The sequence below is a fragment of the Ruegeria sp. CH6 genome (genome assembly GCF_056537005.1).
Genome location: NZ_JBQFQS010000002.1, coordinates 521,673 through 536,487, shown reverse-complemented (window position 1 = coordinate 536,487; position 14,815 = coordinate 521,673). Strand labels below are relative to the sequence as shown.

The following is a 14,815-nucleotide window of genomic DNA, read 5'->3' as shown; positions in this document are numbered from 1 at the left end:
TTACTCCGCCCAATGTACGGTCATGCCGCTCAGGACGGCTGCTATGGGTGCTTCTTCGGGCGGCAAGGACATGGCCCGATCCAGCGCATCACGTTTTGCTGCGCCATATATGATCAGGTGCTTAGAAAGCGAGCCATCCAAAACTGGAGCTGTAAGCGTAATGCGCGCTTCGGGCTGTGTTTCAGTCCGCGCCACAGCAAGCGTCGGAGCATGGCTGTCCAGCGCCGCGGCCAACCCATCCATTCCAGGGAACAGTGAGGCCGTGTGCATGTCTTCACCCATCCCCAGAACAAGAACCGACAGCGGCAGTACCGGCGCAATCAGTGACTCGATCTGAGGCATTGCCTCTTCGGGGTCCTTCCCAGCCACATAAAGCGGCACATACTCCGCAACCGAGGCGCGGCTGGTCAACAAACGCTCGCGGATCAGGCGCTCATTCGACCGTTCGTGATTGCCTGGCACGCACCGTTCGTCGGTCGGCAAAATACGCACGCGATCCCATTCGAGATCAGCCGCACACAGACTGTCAAACACCGGACCGGGTGTAGTGCCACCGGGAACCGCAAAGGCTACCTTGTCGTGATGCAGTAGCGCTGACTCCAGATCTCCTGCCAGTTCGTTCGCCACATCGATGGCCAGCATGTCCCGGTCGGCATATTCCTGAATATTCATGGCTTGATCCCTTGCCAGTGGCGACCGTCGCGTTTCATCAGCAGCTCGGCGTCGCCGGGTCCGGTGCTACCGCTTTCATATGGTTTCGGCACATCGCCGCGCGCCTGCCATCCCGCGATGATCGGGTCGGTCCACGCCCATGCAGCCTCAACTTCATCACCCCGCATAAAGAGAGTCTGATTACCTCGGATTACATCCATCACCAGCCGTTCATAGGCGTCCGGCGGATTGTGGTTCTCTGGCCCTAGGGCTTCGGCGAAACTCATGTCCAGCGGGACATCGACCAGTCGCATGCCTCCCTGTCCCGGCTCTTTGATCGTCACTTTCAGGGTGATGCCCTCGTTGGGCTGCAGTCGGATGGACAGCGTGTTGGCGTGCCGCCCAGCCTCTTCCCCAAAGATAGAATGCGGTGCGTCCTTGAACATGACATTGATCACCGAAGACCGTGCAACAAGCCGCTTTCCGGTGCGCAAATAGAACGGCGTACCAGCCCACCGCCAGTTGCTGACATGCGCTCGCAGGGCAATATAGCTTTCGGTGGTTGAACGCGGGTTGCCTACCACATCCCGATATCCCGGCCCATCTGGCCCCGCTGTGAATTGCCCCCTGACAATGTGATGCGGTTTGACCGGATCGAGGGCGCGAATGACTTTCAGTTTCTCATCTCGCACCGCGTCCGGATCAAATTTAGCCGGTGGTTCCATGGCGATCAGGCACAACAGCTGCATCAGGTGGTTCTGCACCATGTCGCGCATGGCACCTGCCCGCTCATAGTATTCTTCGCGGCCATCGATCCCGACGGTTTCTGCCACGGTGATCTGAATATGGTCGACATACTGGCTGTTCCACAGCGGCTCAAACAGCATGTTGCCGAACCGAACGGCCATTAGGTTCTGAACGGTCTCTTTTCCAAGATAATGGTCAATCCGGTAGATTTGACCTTCACTAAAGTGCGCAGCCAGAGTCTCGTTCAACTCGCGTGCACTTCCCAGATCGTGACCGAATGGCTTCTCGACCACGATGCGCGTGCGGCCCGATGCCATACCATTGGATTTGATGCGTTCGGCCAACGGCCCGAACAAACGCGGCCCTACCGAGAAATAGAATGCCCGAATGCGACCCTCACCCAGCTTTCCGGCAAGTTGCTCCCAACCCTCATCTGACAACGCATCCAAAGGCACATAGTCAACGCGGCTCAGGAAACCATTCAGTTGTTCCGGATTCTCTGCCTGTCGCGACGCATGAGCCTTTAGCGAATCGAAAACCATTGATCGGAATTCAGACTGATCATGCTGTCCGCGCGCAGCGCCAATGATCTGCACCTCTTCGGGCCATTGGCCAGCACAATACCTGCGAAACAGCGCCGGCAGGATCTTGCGTTGCGCCAGATCGCCGGTCCCGCCGAATATGACCAGATCAAAGGGGTCAACCGGTATGACGCGAGAAACCATGTGTTGTCCTTACCTTGCAACCAGAAGCATGTCCAATGTTAGCGCCACCATTCAAAAGGTTTTCCTTCATCAAAACTCTGTCAGATCACTTTCATCCGCCTTAACTATCCCCAGACAACAAGCTACATCAGGCAGATACAGCCAACGAACCGGAAGCGGAATGAAAGACAACGCCCCACAGATCGCCAATATCGGCAAGTTTCAGAACAAATTGGTGACAGCGGACGGCCAGACTCGCGCTTCGGTCGAATTCAGCAATCCTGAAACGCTATGGTTCAATACCGGCACCTTGTGCAACATCGAATGTGTGAACTGCTACATCGCAAGCAGCCCAACCAACGATGCGCTGGTCTACATTACTTCGGCTGAAGTGTCTGACTATCTGGATCAGATAGAAGAGCGTGAATGGCCCATTCGCGAAATCGGTTTTACCGGTGGCGAGCCATTCATGAACCCGGAAATGATCGAAATGACCCGCGCAGCACTAATGCGCGGCTATGAAGTTCTCATACTGACCAATGCTATGCAGCCCATGATGCGCCGTAAGATGCGTGAAGGGTTGCTGGAACTGCAAAAAGAGTTTGGTGATAGGCTCACCCTGCGCATCTCAGTCGATCACTACAAACCCGAGCTTCATGACGAAGAACGCGGCAAAGGCAGCTTTGCAAAGACCGTTGCGGGTATGGAGTGGCTGCGTGACAACGGGTTCAAAATGGCTATCGCCGGGCGCACGGTCTGGGGTGAAAGCGACGCTGAAAGCCGCACGGGATATGGGGCGTTTTTTGAGCAAAACAAATTTGATATCGACGCACAGAACCCGGGGATGACGGTTCTTTTCCCCGAGATGGACGAAAGCGTTGAAGTACCCGAAATTACGACTGCCTGCTGGGGAATTCTGGATAAATCCCCGAATGCCGTTATGTGTTCCAGCGCCAGAATGATCGTGAAACGCAAAGGCGCCGAGAAGCCAGCCGTTCTGGCCTGTACCCTGCTGCCCTATTCACCTGAGTTTGAAATGGGACATACGCTTGCCGAGGCAGAGGCTGACGTTCATCTAAACCATCCGCATTGCGCCAAATTCTGTGTACTTGGCGGTGCCAGCTGTTCGGGCTGAGGGTCAATTCACCCTGAACTCACCCACCATATTGCGCCATTCTCCCGGCGCGATCATCTTGCGATGCGTAAACCGGACCGAATGTAGTGGTCCATCGATTTCTCTTTGCCAGAAATCAATGAAATCGAACAGTTTCGGATGATCGGGTGCCAGGTCGTATTCCTGCCAGATGAACGTGTTCAGAACGTGTATATAGTCGGGCATGTGATAGTAGAATTCTGCCGTCGTCAGCCCGTACCCCTTAAGCATTAACTCTGTTTCGCTTTGCTCCATGCAGACCTCCAATTTCATGCAAGGTCTCTTCATGGTAGCACGAAAACCCGCTAACCCTTAGTTAACAATATGTTACTCAGGCGTTACGGTTGTTTTTCGCATGCAAAATCGTTGCTTGCTTGCACCTTATGTGCCGGGTCTGATAAGGTACATCCACAAGATATAGACCCTGCACAAAGAACGGGCAGTTTACGTGAGCGATACGCCAGAAATTCCTGAAAACATGGATGAAACCCCACCGGAGCGCCCTGTTTATGACGGTCCGACGGTCTCAATCGAATCCGAGATGCGCACTTCGTATCTCGATTACGCGATGTCGGTCATCGTGTCCCGCGCGATCCCTGATCTGCGCGACGGGCTGAAACCTGTACACCGCCGCATCCTCTATGCGATGCACGAAACAGGAAACACCCACGACAAGGCCTATCGCAAATCGGCCCGTCCGGTTGGCGATGTGATGGGTAAATATCACCCGCACGGCGACAGCGCGATCTATGATGCGCTGGTCCGGATGGCGCAGGACTTCTCGATGTCGCTGCCGCTGCTGGACGGTCAGGGCAACTTTGGCTCGATGGACGGCGATAACCCGGCGGCCATGCGTTATACCGAAGTTCGCATGGACAAACCCGCTGCGTCTCTGCTGGCCGATATCGAAAAAGAAACGGTCGATTTTCAGGACAACTATGACGGCAAGGACAAAGAGCCGACGGTCCTACCCGCCCGTTTCCCGAACATGCTGGTCAACGGTGCCGGTGGTATCGCCGTGGGTATGGCGACGAACATCCCGCCGCACAATCTGGGCGAAGTGGTCGACGCGACCTTGGCACTTATCGACGACCCGGATCTGACATCCGAGCAGTTGATCGAATACGTCCCCGGCCCTGACTTCCCGACCGGCGGCGTCATGCTGGGCCGTTCTGGTGCACGCAAAGCCTATCTGGAAGGCCGTGGCAGCGTCATCATTCGCGCCAAAACCCGTGTGGAAGAGCTGCGCAAGGATCGCTATGCCATCGTCGTGGATGAGATCCCCTATCAGGTGAACAAAGCCTCGATGATCGAAAAGATTGCCGAAGCTGTGCGTGAGAAGCGTATCGAAGGCGTCAGCCATGTGCAGGACGAATCCGACCGCAATGGCGTACGAGTTGTTGTGGAACTGAAGCGTGACGCGACACCCGAAGTGGTTCTGAACCAGCTCTATCGTTTCTCGCCGATGCAAACCTCGTTTGGCTGCAACATGCTCGCTCTGAACGGTGGTCGACCTGAGCAACTGACACTGCGTCGGTTCCTGACCAGCTTCATTGATTTCCGTGAAGATGTTGTCGCCCGCCGCACTGCCTATGACCTGCGCAAGGCGCGTGAACGCAGCCATATCCTGTGTGGCTTGGCAGTGGCCGTGTCCAACGTTGATGAGGTCGTTGCCACGATTCGCTCGTCTGCCGACGCGGCCGAGGCGCGCGAAAAGCTGATGACCCGTCGTTGGCCTGCAGCAGAGATCGAAAGCTACCTGCGTCTGATCGACGATCCTCTGTCCAAGATGAACGATGATGGCACCTATAACCTGACAGAGGTTCAGGCCCGTGCAATCCTGGATCTTCGCCTGCAACGACTGACCCAACTGGGCGTCAAAGAGGTCACGGACGAGCTTGAAGAACTGGCCGCCAAGATCAAGGAATACCTTGATATTCTGTCTTCGCGCGAGCGGATCATGTCGATCATCGGCGATGAGCTGCGCAGTGTACGCGATCAATTCGCAGTGCCGCGTCGCACCCAAATCGTCGACTGGTCCGGCGACATGGAAGACGAAGACCTGATCGAACGCGAAGATATGGTCGTGACGGTCACCTCGGGCGGTTACATCAAGCGTACACCACTGGCTGACTTCCGCGCCCAGAAGCGTGGCGGCAAGGGCTTGTCAGGTATGCAGACCAAGGAAGAGGACGTGGTCACCACTCTCTTCGTGGCGAACACTCATACGCAGCTTTTGTTCTTCACCACCGACGGAATGGTCTACAAGCTCAAGACCTGGCGCCTGCCGCAATCGGGACGCACCGGTAAAGGCAAGGCAATCGTCAATATCCTACCTATCCCGACAGGCGTTTCCATCGCGGCGATCATGCCGGTGGATGTCCCTGATGAAGAATGGGAGAACCTGCAGATCGTCTTCGCAACCAGCGCAGGCGACGTACGCCGCAATGCACTGAGCGACTTCACCAACGTCAAACGTAACGGCAAGATCGCTATGGACCTGCCGGAAGACGTGGAACTGGTAAACGCGCGCATCTGTTCGGAAGACGATGACGTGATGCTGGTCACCAACTCAGGTCGTGCAATCCGTTTCCAAACGACGGATGTCCGTGTCTTCAAGGGCCGTAAATCCACCGGTGTACGTGGCATCAAGCTGTCTAACGGCGATCGGGTCGTATCGATGTCGGTGATCCGCCATTTTGACGCAACCTCTGACGAACGCGCCGCATATCTGAAGATGCGCCGCGCGGTCGCCGGCCTGACCGACGATGCCGAAGCTTCGGACGAAGAGGCCAACGAAATGGCCACGATCAGTCAGGAACGCTATGCGGAAATGTCTGCGGCCGAAAACCTCATCCTGACCATCACCGCTGGCGGTTCCGGCAAGCTCAGCTCGTCTCATGACTACCCGGTTCGTGGCCGCGGTGGCATGGGGGTCGCTGCCATGGACAAAGCCATGCGAGGCGGTGAGCTTGTGGCGTCATTCCCTGTCGAAATTGACGATCAGATCATGCTGGCCACATCCAAAGGACAGTCGATCCGAGTGCCGGTCGAAGGCATTTCCTTCCGGTCGCGGTCGGCAGGTGGTGTTAAGGTGTTCAATACTGGCAAGGGCGAAGAGGTCGTCAGCGTTGCCTGGATCGCCGATCAAGGCGAGGAAGAGGCAGAAGTCGAATAGGTTCTTCTTCCCGGCTATTTCTGAAACCCGCAGTGCCTTCACTGCGGGTTTTTTTGTTTCAGGACTCACTCAAAACAAAGAGCGACTGAGCAGCGTAGGATAACAAACAAGCCGTGCTAGACTCAGGAGAATCTGGTCCTCATTGTCGGGAGTCCTCTGATGCTTGATGGTGCGATGCTTGTCTGGTTCTCGCTGACCGGCTTGAGTCTTTTGTTCGTTTTATGGGATTCGATTTCAAACGGCGTCACTAGTTGGGTACAGCGAGCTGCCTGGATACTCGTAACCTTGTACACCGGGCCGGTCGGATTGTTCTTTTACTTGCTAGCATGCCGCCGCCCATTTCCCGGCGGTCACGATGAGTTCACCAAAGCCACTTGGAAGCAAGGCATCAACAGCGAAATGCACTGTGTCGCCGGAGATGCGACAGGCATCATCGTAGCCGCCATTCTTTTACATTTTTTTGCGCTCCCGAATGGCTGGGATATTCTTGTTGAATACAGTTTTGGATTTGTCTCTGGTCTTTTCATTTTTCAGGCGTTGATGATGCTGCCGATGTTCGGCAGCTACAGTCAGGCCATTCGTAAAACAGTGTTCGCCGAGACCGTGTCGATGAATTTCGTCATGACCGGAATGATCCCGACAATGGTTGTTTTGGCATCGCTATGGCCTGGTTCCGAAGATCCACTAAACCCGAGTTTCTGGTTCAGAATGAGCCTGGCAACAGTGGTCGGTGCAGTGATCGCATTTCCCATAAATTGGTGGCTGGTGGCAAATCACCTAAAGCATGGTTGCATGACCTTGCCCGGAGCAGATGGGCCAGCCCCGGCTTTGGGCCATCGATCGCCTGAGGATGCGATGAGCTCAACGCCTCATGGTAACATGAAAGGTCATAGCATGATGAAAATGCACTCACTTTCGGCGTGGCAGATGATTGCATGGGTGATTGGAACCTACGCTCTTCTGATCGCATCCCTTTGGATAACCTCCAGATATGTTCCGATCAGTTTCTAGTCGATGTCTGCTTACCTCTCAGGCAGCAAGCACCTTTTGTTCCCAAAAGAGTGAAAGCAAAAGGCCGCCCCGAGGGCGGCCTTAGCGCTTACAGTCCGTAAATTTTTCCGAACTTGTCCTCGAGATAAGCCAACAATGGCTCGGGTCCTGGCTCGCCGCCGCTGGCACGTTTGATGACTTCACGGGGCGCATAAAGGCCACCGTATTGCTGCACATTCTCGCGCAGCCATCCTGTCGCCCCGGAAGTGTCGCCTTTGGCCAGTTGTGCATCCAGATCCGGTACAGCGGCGCGCAGCGGCTGATATAGGCATCCGGCATAAACATTGCCCAGAGAGTAAGTCGGGAAGTATCCGAACAATCCTACTGACCAGTGAACATCCTGCAGGCAGCCGTTTGACGGCTTGTCCACCGCATAGCCGAAATCGGTGTTGAAACGATCATTCCATGCTGCCTCAAGATCACCGACAGACAGGCCGCCCGACATCAATGCCCGCTCAAGATCGAAACGGAGCATGATGTGCAGGTTGTACTGCACCTCATCCGCCTCGGTTCGGATGTAGCCATTATGAACCCGGTTGACCGTTGCATAGAACGCATCTGCATCTGCTATTCCAAAATCACCGAATACTTCGGTCATTTGCCCGAACAACCAGCCGGTAAATGCGCGTGAGCGGCCCAGCTGGTTCTCGTAAATCCGGCTTTGGCTTTCGTGCACACCCATCGAAACACCACGACCCAGCGGTGTCAGAGCGTAGTCCGGGTTGATCCCCTGCTCATAGGCTGCATGGCCAACCTCGTGAATGGTGGAGTAAAAACAGTTGAACGGATCGGTCGCGCTGGTCCGCGTTGTGATCCGCACATCCGACCCGCTGCCAGAACTGAACGGGTGCACGGCTTTATCAACGCGGCCCTTGTTCAGGTCATACCCGAACGCCACAGCCAGTTTCTGAGACAGACGCATCTGGTCCAGCTCATCGAATGTACCAGACAAAGCCTGAGGTTCGGGTTGGTCTAGGACAGCAGCACGCAGCTCGACCAATCGAGGACGCATTTGGTCAAAGATCGCGGCGATCTGATCGCCCGTTGTATAAGGCTCGTAATCTTCGACCATGGCGTCATAGATATTTCCGCCTTGCGCCAACGCGGCACCTTCCTCGCGCTTCAGTGCAACAACCTCTTCCAGAACTGGCAAAAAGGCTGCAACGTCTTCGTCGGCTCGCGCTTGTGCCCACTTTCCCTGCGCAGCGGAAGTCACGCTCGCAATAGCCTTCGCCAGATCAGCAGGAACTTTGATTGTACGCTCGTAAGAGCGCCGGATTTCCCGCAACTGGGCTTGTCCCGACTCACAACTGGTTTCTGCCTTGTCCAGCCAATCGGCGACGCGCGGGTCGGACCGACGCGCGTGCAATACAGCCTCGATCGCCGCCATTTCCTCGGCACGTTGCGGGGCCGCTCCACGAGGCATCACCGTTTCCTGGTCCCAGCCAAGCCGACCGGCAATCTGTCCAAGGGCCGAGGTTTCACGCTGATAAGCCATCAGATCGTCAAATGCAGTCATTAAGTCATGCTCCACGAAGCGAGGTTGCAATAGGATAAGCAGTCAGGAAACGCGCCCGCAGGATCAGTGTCCAGACCACGACCGCAAGGAACTGGTGGAAAATGGCGATCTGCCACGGTGCACCGTAAACGACCGTCAGAATGCCAATCACCACCTGCAGCGCTAGGGCCGCAAATGCTGCGTTGAACGCAAATCGGGTCTGAGGATGAGCACTGGTGCTGCCGCGACGCCAGACGACAATAGCAAAGGCAAACAACAGGTAACCCGCACAGCGGTGAATGAACTGCACCAGCCCGGGGCTCTCGAAGAAGTTGCGCCACATCGGCTCCAACATCGCCGCATCCGGCGGGAGCAACTGCCCCCCGATCAGCGGCCAGTCAGTGTATGAGCGACCGGCATCGATACCGGCAACCAAGGCCCCGATGAGTATCTGCAAAAAGGCAAAGTGCATCAGGCCGGTCGACAGGGAAAACAGTTTTTCCTCTTTCGCACGCCGGGCCTGCATCAGATCGCGTTCCTCGCGACCCAACATAAAGATGTACCAGGCAAGAAATCCCAGGATCACAAAAGCCAGTCCCAGATGGATCGCCAGCCGATAGCTGGCAACAGCGATCATGCCTTCGCCTTGGGTCACGCCCGAGGCCACCATCCACCAACCAACAGTCCCCTGAACACCGCCCAGAATACCAGGGACCAGCAATCGTCCGGTCCACCCGGCCGGAATCTTGCGCGCCACAAGGAAACCAAAGAACCCGATGGCCCAGATCAGGCCAATCACACGCCCCAGCTGACGGTGACCCCATTCCCACCAGTAGATGAATTTGAAATCATTCAGCTCCATCCACTGGTTCTGAATGCGCCACTGGTCGATCTGTTTGTACTTGTCGAACTCAGTCTGCCAGTCGGCCTCATTCATCGGAGGGATCGCACCGGTGATCGGGCGCCATTCAGTGATCGACAGGCCACTATCGGTCAAACGGGTCAGGCCACCCACCGCAATCATTACGACTACCAGCGCAAACAGGATCATTAACCAGATCCGAATGGCCCTGCGGGCACCACCGCGTCCGCGGTCGATCATACCCGGTTGTACAGATTGTTGTTTTTCGTTGTCTGAGACTTCTTCGAAGATGCTGCGCTTACCGCTCATGCTGTCCTCATGTCCTGGATTTCATCGCAAGCTAGGGCCAAGGGGTGGCAAGGTCCAGCCTCAGCCCTTGTCCTTCCAGCGGACCATCTGACGCATGATCCCGTGCAGCATCTGCACATCCGCCCGCGTCATACGCATCCGTGACCACAGATTGCGCAAATTGGTCTTCATGCCCTCGGCCTTTTCAGGAGGGTAAAAGAACCCCGCCTCTTCCAACCGGTCTTCATAATGCTCAACCAGCTTCTCGACTTCGATCCCGGTGGCCCAGTCACCTTTGCCCAGATCAGTGGCCTCATGTACCACATCGCCGGTCTGCCGCATCCACTCATAGGCAGTCAGCAATACACATTGCCCAAGATTAAGCGATGCATACTCCGGGTTTACCGGGACCGAGATTATTGCGTTCGCTTTAGCGATATCCTCATTCTCAAGCCCCGCCCGTTCCGGCCCGAAGAGAACCGAGACCTTCTCGCCCGCTGCAACCTTTTCAGCAGCGATCTGCATCGCACGTTCCGGACTGTATACTGGCTTGGTCAGCCCGCGCTGACGTGCTGTTGTCGCGAAGACAAAGGTGCTGTCAGCCAATGCTCCGGCAAGATCATCATATAGCTGTGCTTCATCCAATAGTCGCCCTGCGCCACTGGACATCGCAACCGCCTTGGGGTTCGGCCATCCGTCGCGGGGCGCCACGATCCGCATCCGGTCCAGCCCGAAATTCCACATCGCACGCGCGGCCGCGCCGATGTTCTCACCCATTTGGGGGCGCACGAGCACAAATGAAGGCTGAGATCTGTCGCTTGGCATGGCTTTCTCCGAAAACTCCGCCTGCTCTAATCCTCGTACCGACGCAGGGCAAGGCTCTGCGACAAGCATTTAACCCTGCCAGAGGTATAAAAGTTTGCTTCCCCGTCGCAATCCGCTAAACCCCGCCAAAGACCAAAGCGAAGGATGCGCCAATGGACACCCCCGAGCAGCCACAGATTTACCTGATTACCCCTCCGTCGATCGAGCTGAGCCGTTTTCCCGATCGGCTGGCCCGGGTTCTGGATGGGGCCGAGATTGCCTGCATCCGTATGGCGCTTGCCGGAAGCGACGAAGACGCCATTGCACGCGCAGCCGACGCCTGCCGCGAAGTGGCACACGCACGGGATGTGGCGCTGGTCATTTCCAACCATGTTCTGTTGGCGCAGCGTTTGGGTTTGGATGGGGTGCATCTGGATGATGCGGCCCGATCGGTACGTGCAGCGCGCAAGGAACTGGGCGCTGATGCAATTGTTGGTAGTTTTTGCGGTAACTCCAGCCATGATGGCATGACCGCTGGGGAAGCGGGTGCAGATTACGTCGCCTTTGGACCTGCTGGCAGCACATCACTGGGCGATGGGACCCTTGCTGAACGTGATCTGTTCCAGTGGTGGTCTGAAATGATCGAAGTGCCGGTTGTGGCCGAAGGTGGTCTGACCCCAGAGATCGTGCGCAGCCTGACACCCTGCACCGATTTCTTTGGCATCGGAGAAGAGATCTGGTCCGAAGACGACCCTCTCGCCGCGCTGAACACTCTGATCGCCGCGATGGCTTAGATCGGCAGATACGGCCCCAGGCTCCAATATACCCCGATCAACGCAATCATCATCGAGGCCAGGATGGAGATCCGGCCTCGGTATCGATGTGATCCGCGCGAAAGTAAAAGCGTCACGAAATATGCGCCGATCATAATGGCCAACATCGCAAGCAAGGCCCCGGACAAGTAACCCAGCAGCGCTGGTGGGACTCTGTCGGGTGGAATTCCAACTTTGGACAAGGAATCTGACAGCGCGATCCCATGTGGTAACGCTGCGAGAAAAACGAGAAGTACGCGCAGAAAGCCCAGACGCCTTGCAAACAGGTTCCATGCCGCGACGACGATGATCGTAATCGGCAGGAGTTGCGAAGATGCCGCCTCGGAAACCCCAATCATCTGATAGGTCCCCAAGGTCGCTGTTGTCGTCACCCCCAAAACCATAATCAAATATTGGATCAAAGCTGGCCGCGCTCTGACGGACAGAAACAGCATAGCCAGAACAAACATAATCTGTTCAGACCCATGTGGAAGAACACGGCTGATCCCTTTTGGAAAATATGTCTCAAGTGTCTGTCTGGCATCCAGTCCGGCTCCACCTTGGAGTGGTATCAGCGGACTGGTCTCTCCCCCATCCAGATAACCGGTGTACGGGGCGTCAACACCCTGTTGTTTAAGCACCACTGGTCCGCTGTCAGCGGGCCAGGTCAGACGCAGAGCATTCGAGCCTGATGGCAGTTCCCCGGTCAACAAAACCCGAGAAATTCGAACTACATCTGGATTACCGACGACAGGGATCCGCGAACCCTCATAGGATAACTCAATCGGCCCGTTGGCATCGACTTGCAGAGTTCCTTTCCACGAGTTGATGAACTCGTGCAGTTCAGATTCCAGTTCCGTCGATACCAAACGCCGAAGTTCTCTGTAGCGCGCAGACTGCAAAGCCTCAGATGGATCACCACCGACCAATGCGGCTTCGGCATTCATGCTGATATCCAGAAACAACCTATCCCCATCAACGCGAAAATCGACAACCGTTGGGGAAGCAGGTTGCGCTGTGACTTGCTGTGACCAAGTAAGCAAAGCCGTAAAAAACAGTATAGTAATCAGGCAGAAACGAGGAATAATTGTCAGATCGACAATGCTTCTCATGCGCAATGAACCATCAAAGAAACGAACTCAACTCTCATTACAGATGATTGTTGAACCGATTGCATTTGATGGCAAGCCCAAACGTGAATTCCTGTTGGCGGTAACGATCTGACTTGCACGTCCATCAGGCCTGCGGCATGACAGCGACATGACACAGACCAGTGAAATCCTTTGCATCGGTTCCGTCCTTTGGGATGTTATCGGCAGATCAGCCAGTCATATGCGGCAGGGGGCAGACGTGCCCGGTCGCATAACGCGCCTTCCAGGCGGTGTTGCCATGAATATCGCGATGACTCTGGTTCGATTTGGCATGACCCCTACTCTCCTCACCGCAATCGGGCGCGATCCCGAAGGGGATGAATTGGTTCATGCCTGCTCCCGCCTGGGAATGATCACAGACCACATCTACCGTTCTCAGGATTTGCCCACCGATCGCTATATGGCTGTCGAAGGTGCAAATGGTTTGATCGCAGCCATTGCGGATGCTCATTCATTGGAAGCAGCTGGCGCCAAGATCCTGCGTCCCTTGATGCATGGGCCACTGGGGTATGAAAACACTCCATTTGAAGGTCCGATTGCCTTGGATGGCAACCTGACGTTGGACCTGTTGGAAGAGATCGCCCAAAGCCCGGCATTCGCCAAAGCTGACCTGCGCGTGGCACCTGCCTCTCCCGGCAAAGCAGAACGCCTTCTGCCGTTTTTGAAACATGCCCGTGCAACACTCTACGTGAACCTCGAAGAAGCCGGGCTACTGTGCCAACGCGAGTTTTCCGACTCCGAAAGTGCCGCCAATGGATTGCTAGAACGCGGCGCTCTGCGGGTTCTGGTGACTGATGGCGGCAATTCAGCGACTGTCGGCACAGCTTCGGGCGTCCTTACCCAAACACCCCCATCCGTTCTTGTTACGCGCGTAACAGGTGCGGGCGATACATTCATGGCAGCTCATATAGCTGCCGAAGCCAATGGCGCTGCCAGCGACGAGGCCCTGACCCGCGCTCTGCACGCTGCCGCAACTTACGTTTCCGGAGAAACCCCACTGTGATCGACATTCAATACTCTGCCGAGGTTCGCGCTGCAAAAGATGCTGGCAAACCAATCGTTGCGCTGGAAAGCACCATCATAACACACGGCATGCCCTACCCTCAGAACATCGAGGTCGCTGCACAAGTCGAACAAGATATCCGCGACGCAGGTGCGGTTCCCGCCACCATGGCCGTGATCAAAGGCAAACTGCATGTCGGGCTGGAAGCGGACCAGCTGCAGGATCTGGGAAAGGCTCAGGGCGTTGCCAAAATTTCGCGCGCTGACATGGCCGCCTGCATCTCCACTGGTGGAACCGGCGCTACAACGGTTGCCGCGACCATGATCGCCGCGCACTATGCCGGTATCGAGGTCTTTGCGACAGGTGGCATTGGTGGTGTTCATCAGGGCGCCGAAACTTCGTTCGACATATCGGCTGACCTGCATGAGCTTGCACAGACATCAGTCACAGTCGTGGCTGCGGGTGCAAAGGCTATCCTCGATCTGGCTAAGACTCTGGAAGTGCTGGAAACACTAGGCGTTCCCGTCATCGCCCACGGTCAGAACGAATTTCCCGCCTTCTGGTCTTCGAAATCACCCTATGCAGCCCCACTGCGCATGGACAGCGCTGAGGAGATTGCCCGGGCGCATGCCACGCGCCGAGCGCTGGGCCTGCCAGGTGGACAGCTTATCGCCAACCCGATCCCGGCGGCAGATCAGATCCCGACCGAAGAGCTCGCCCCTATCATTGCCTCCGCACAGGCCGACGCCGACACACACAGGATCACTGGCAAAGCAGTTACACCCTACCTGCTGCAGCGGATTTTTGAACAGACCGAGGGCCGTTCGCTGGTCGCGAACATCGCATTGGTGCGGAACAATGCGCGTCTGGCAGCAGGTATCGCCCGAGCTTTGGCAGAACAGGCCGAGTAGCTA

General features: G+C 56.1%; 13 protein-coding genes. 6 read left to right on the top strand and 7 right to left on the bottom strand.

Going from position 1 to position 14,815, the window contains the following annotated elements; translation table 11 throughout:
- Both pgl and zwf read right to left on the bottom strand, forming a co-directional pair.
- Entirely contained in the window at window positions 1-672 is a 672-nt protein-coding gene (gene pgl, locus ACR0CW_RS06940) for a 6-phosphogluconolactonase (RefSeq protein ID WP_480787262.1), read from the bottom strand.
- On the bottom strand, window positions 669-2,123 hold the full coding sequence (zwf, locus tag ACR0CW_RS06935; protein ID WP_480787261.1) for a glucose-6-phosphate dehydrogenase: 1,455 nt from the start codon (window positions 2,121-2,123) through the stop codon (window positions 669-671). The genes pgl and zwf overlap by 4 nt, the downstream gene beginning before the upstream one ends.
- Window positions 2,124-2,283: 160 nt before the next feature.
- On the opposite strand from zwf, the gene ACR0CW_RS06930 reads away from it, so the two are divergent.
- Complete coding sequence (locus tag ACR0CW_RS06930) at window positions 2,284-3,237, top strand: radical SAM protein (RefSeq protein WP_480787260.1); 954 nt, start codon at window positions 2,284-2,286, stop codon at window positions 3,235-3,237.
- 3 nt (window positions 3,238-3,240) lie between these two features.
- Here the strand turns inward: ACR0CW_RS06930 and ACR0CW_RS06925 are convergent, their stop codons facing one another.
- A complete protein-coding gene (locus ACR0CW_RS06925) occupies window positions 3,241-3,510 on the bottom strand; it encodes an usg protein (RefSeq protein WP_155147246.1) in 270 nt (89 codons plus the stop codon).
- Window positions 3,511-3,703: 193 nt separating this feature from the next.
- On the opposite strand from ACR0CW_RS06925, the gene gyrA reads away from it, so the two are divergent.
- Window positions 3,704-6,433: a DNA gyrase subunit A gene (gyrA, locus tag ACR0CW_RS06920; protein ID WP_480787259.1), complete on the top strand. Its 2,730-nt coding sequence runs from the start codon at window positions 3,704-3,706 to the stop codon at window positions 6,431-6,433.
- Window positions 6,434-6,592: 159 nt separating this feature from the next.
- Window positions 6,593-7,444 carry a DUF4396 domain-containing protein gene (locus ACR0CW_RS06915; protein ID WP_480787258.1) on the top strand — a complete coding sequence of 284 codons (852 nt, stop codon included), beginning with the start codon at window positions 6,593-6,595 and terminating at the stop codon, window positions 7,442-7,444.
- Window positions 7,445-7,532: 88 nt separating this feature from the next.
- Here ACR0CW_RS06915 and ACR0CW_RS06910 read toward each other — a convergent pair whose 3' ends face one another.
- Genes ACR0CW_RS06910 through ACR0CW_RS06900 form a run of 3 tightly spaced genes read right to left on the bottom strand, consistent with a single transcriptional unit; the run spans window position 7,533 to window position 10,956 of the window.
- Window positions 7,533-9,002 (bottom strand): carboxypeptidase M32, encoded by a 1,470-nt coding sequence (locus tag ACR0CW_RS06910; protein ID WP_480787257.1) that lies wholly within the window; start codon window positions 9,000-9,002, stop codon window positions 7,533-7,535.
- A 4-nt stretch (window positions 9,003-9,006) separates the two neighbouring features.
- Entirely contained in the window at window positions 9,007-10,152 is a 1,146-nt protein-coding gene (gene ctaA / locus ACR0CW_RS06905; protein ID WP_480787256.1) for a heme A synthase, read from the bottom strand.
- 60 nt (window positions 10,153-10,212) lie between these two features.
- The gene (locus ACR0CW_RS06900) at window positions 10,213-10,956 is read right to left on the bottom strand and encodes an RNA methyltransferase (protein ID WP_480787255.1); all 744 of its coding nucleotides are present in this window, start codon (window positions 10,954-10,956) and stop codon (window positions 10,213-10,215) included.
- A 152-nt stretch (window positions 10,957-11,108) separates the two neighbouring features.
- On the opposite strand from ACR0CW_RS06900, the gene ACR0CW_RS06895 reads away from it, so the two are divergent.
- Window positions 11,109-11,729 carry a thiamine phosphate synthase gene (locus tag ACR0CW_RS06895; protein ID WP_480787254.1) on the top strand — a complete coding sequence of 207 codons (621 nt, stop codon included), beginning with the start codon at window positions 11,109-11,111 and terminating at the stop codon, window positions 11,727-11,729.
- On the opposite strand, the gene ACR0CW_RS06890 is transcribed toward ACR0CW_RS06895, so the two are convergent.
- Window positions 11,726-12,694: a HupE/UreJ family protein gene (locus ACR0CW_RS06890; protein WP_480787253.1), complete on the bottom strand. Its 969-nt coding sequence runs from the start codon at window positions 12,692-12,694 to the stop codon at window positions 11,726-11,728. The genes ACR0CW_RS06895 and ACR0CW_RS06890 overlap by 4 nt on opposite strands.
- A gap of 313 nt (window positions 12,695-13,007) precedes the next feature.
- Here ACR0CW_RS06890 and ACR0CW_RS06885 point away from each other — a divergent pair, with 313 nt between their 5' ends.
- Together ACR0CW_RS06885 and ACR0CW_RS06880 are read left to right on the top strand one after the other, a co-directional pair.
- Window positions 13,008-13,901, top strand: a complete 894-nt coding sequence (locus ACR0CW_RS06885) for a PfkB family carbohydrate kinase (protein ID WP_480787252.1) — start codon at window positions 13,008-13,010, stop codon at window positions 13,899-13,901.
- Window positions 13,898-14,812, top strand: a complete 915-nt coding sequence (locus tag ACR0CW_RS06880; protein ID WP_480787251.1) for a pseudouridine-5'-phosphate glycosidase — start codon at window positions 13,898-13,900, stop codon at window positions 14,810-14,812. The genes ACR0CW_RS06885 and ACR0CW_RS06880 overlap by 4 nt, the downstream gene beginning before the upstream one ends.
- The last annotated feature ends 3 nt before the right edge of the window (window positions 14,813-14,815 follow it).

What these genes read in the sequence shown, in the direction of transcription:
- ACR0CW_RS06900 (WP_480787255.1), bottom strand. Translation starts at nt 10,956, where the DNA reads ATGCCAAGCGACAGATCTCAGCCTTCATTTGTGCTCGTGCGCCCCCAA.
- ACR0CW_RS06895 (WP_480787254.1), top strand. Translation starts at nt 11,109, where the DNA reads ATGGACACCCCCGAGCAGCCACAGATTTACCTGATTACCCCTCCGTCG.
- ACR0CW_RS06925 (WP_155147246.1), bottom strand. Translation starts at nt 3,510, where the DNA reads ATGGAGCAAAGCGAAACAGAGTTAATGCTTAAGGGGTACGGGCTGACG.
- ACR0CW_RS06885 (WP_480787252.1), top strand. Translation starts at nt 13,008, where the DNA reads ATGACACAGACCAGTGAAATCCTTTGCATCGGTTCCGTCCTTTGGGAT.
- pgl (WP_480787262.1), bottom strand. Translation starts at nt 672, where the DNA reads ATGAATATTCAGGAATATGCCGACCGGGACATGCTGGCCATCGATGTG.
- ACR0CW_RS06890 (WP_480787253.1), bottom strand. Translation starts at nt 12,694, where the DNA reads ATGAATGCCGAAGCCGCATTGGTCGGTGGTGATCCATCTGAGGCTTTG.
- ctaA (WP_480787256.1), bottom strand. Translation starts at nt 10,152, where the DNA reads ATGAGCGGTAAGCGCAGCATCTTCGAAGAAGTCTCAGACAACGAAAAA.
- ACR0CW_RS06930 (WP_480787260.1), top strand. Translation starts at nt 2,284, where the DNA reads ATGAAAGACAACGCCCCACAGATCGCCAATATCGGCAAGTTTCAGAAC.
- ACR0CW_RS06910 (WP_480787257.1), bottom strand. Translation starts at nt 9,002, where the DNA reads ATGACTGCATTTGACGATCTGATGGCTTATCAGCGTGAAACCTCGGCC.
- zwf (WP_480787261.1), bottom strand. Translation starts at nt 2,123, where the DNA reads ATGGTTTCTCGCGTCATACCGGTTGACCCCTTTGATCTGGTCATATTC.
- ACR0CW_RS06915 (WP_480787258.1), top strand. Translation starts at nt 6,593, where the DNA reads ATGCTTGATGGTGCGATGCTTGTCTGGTTCTCGCTGACCGGCTTGAGT.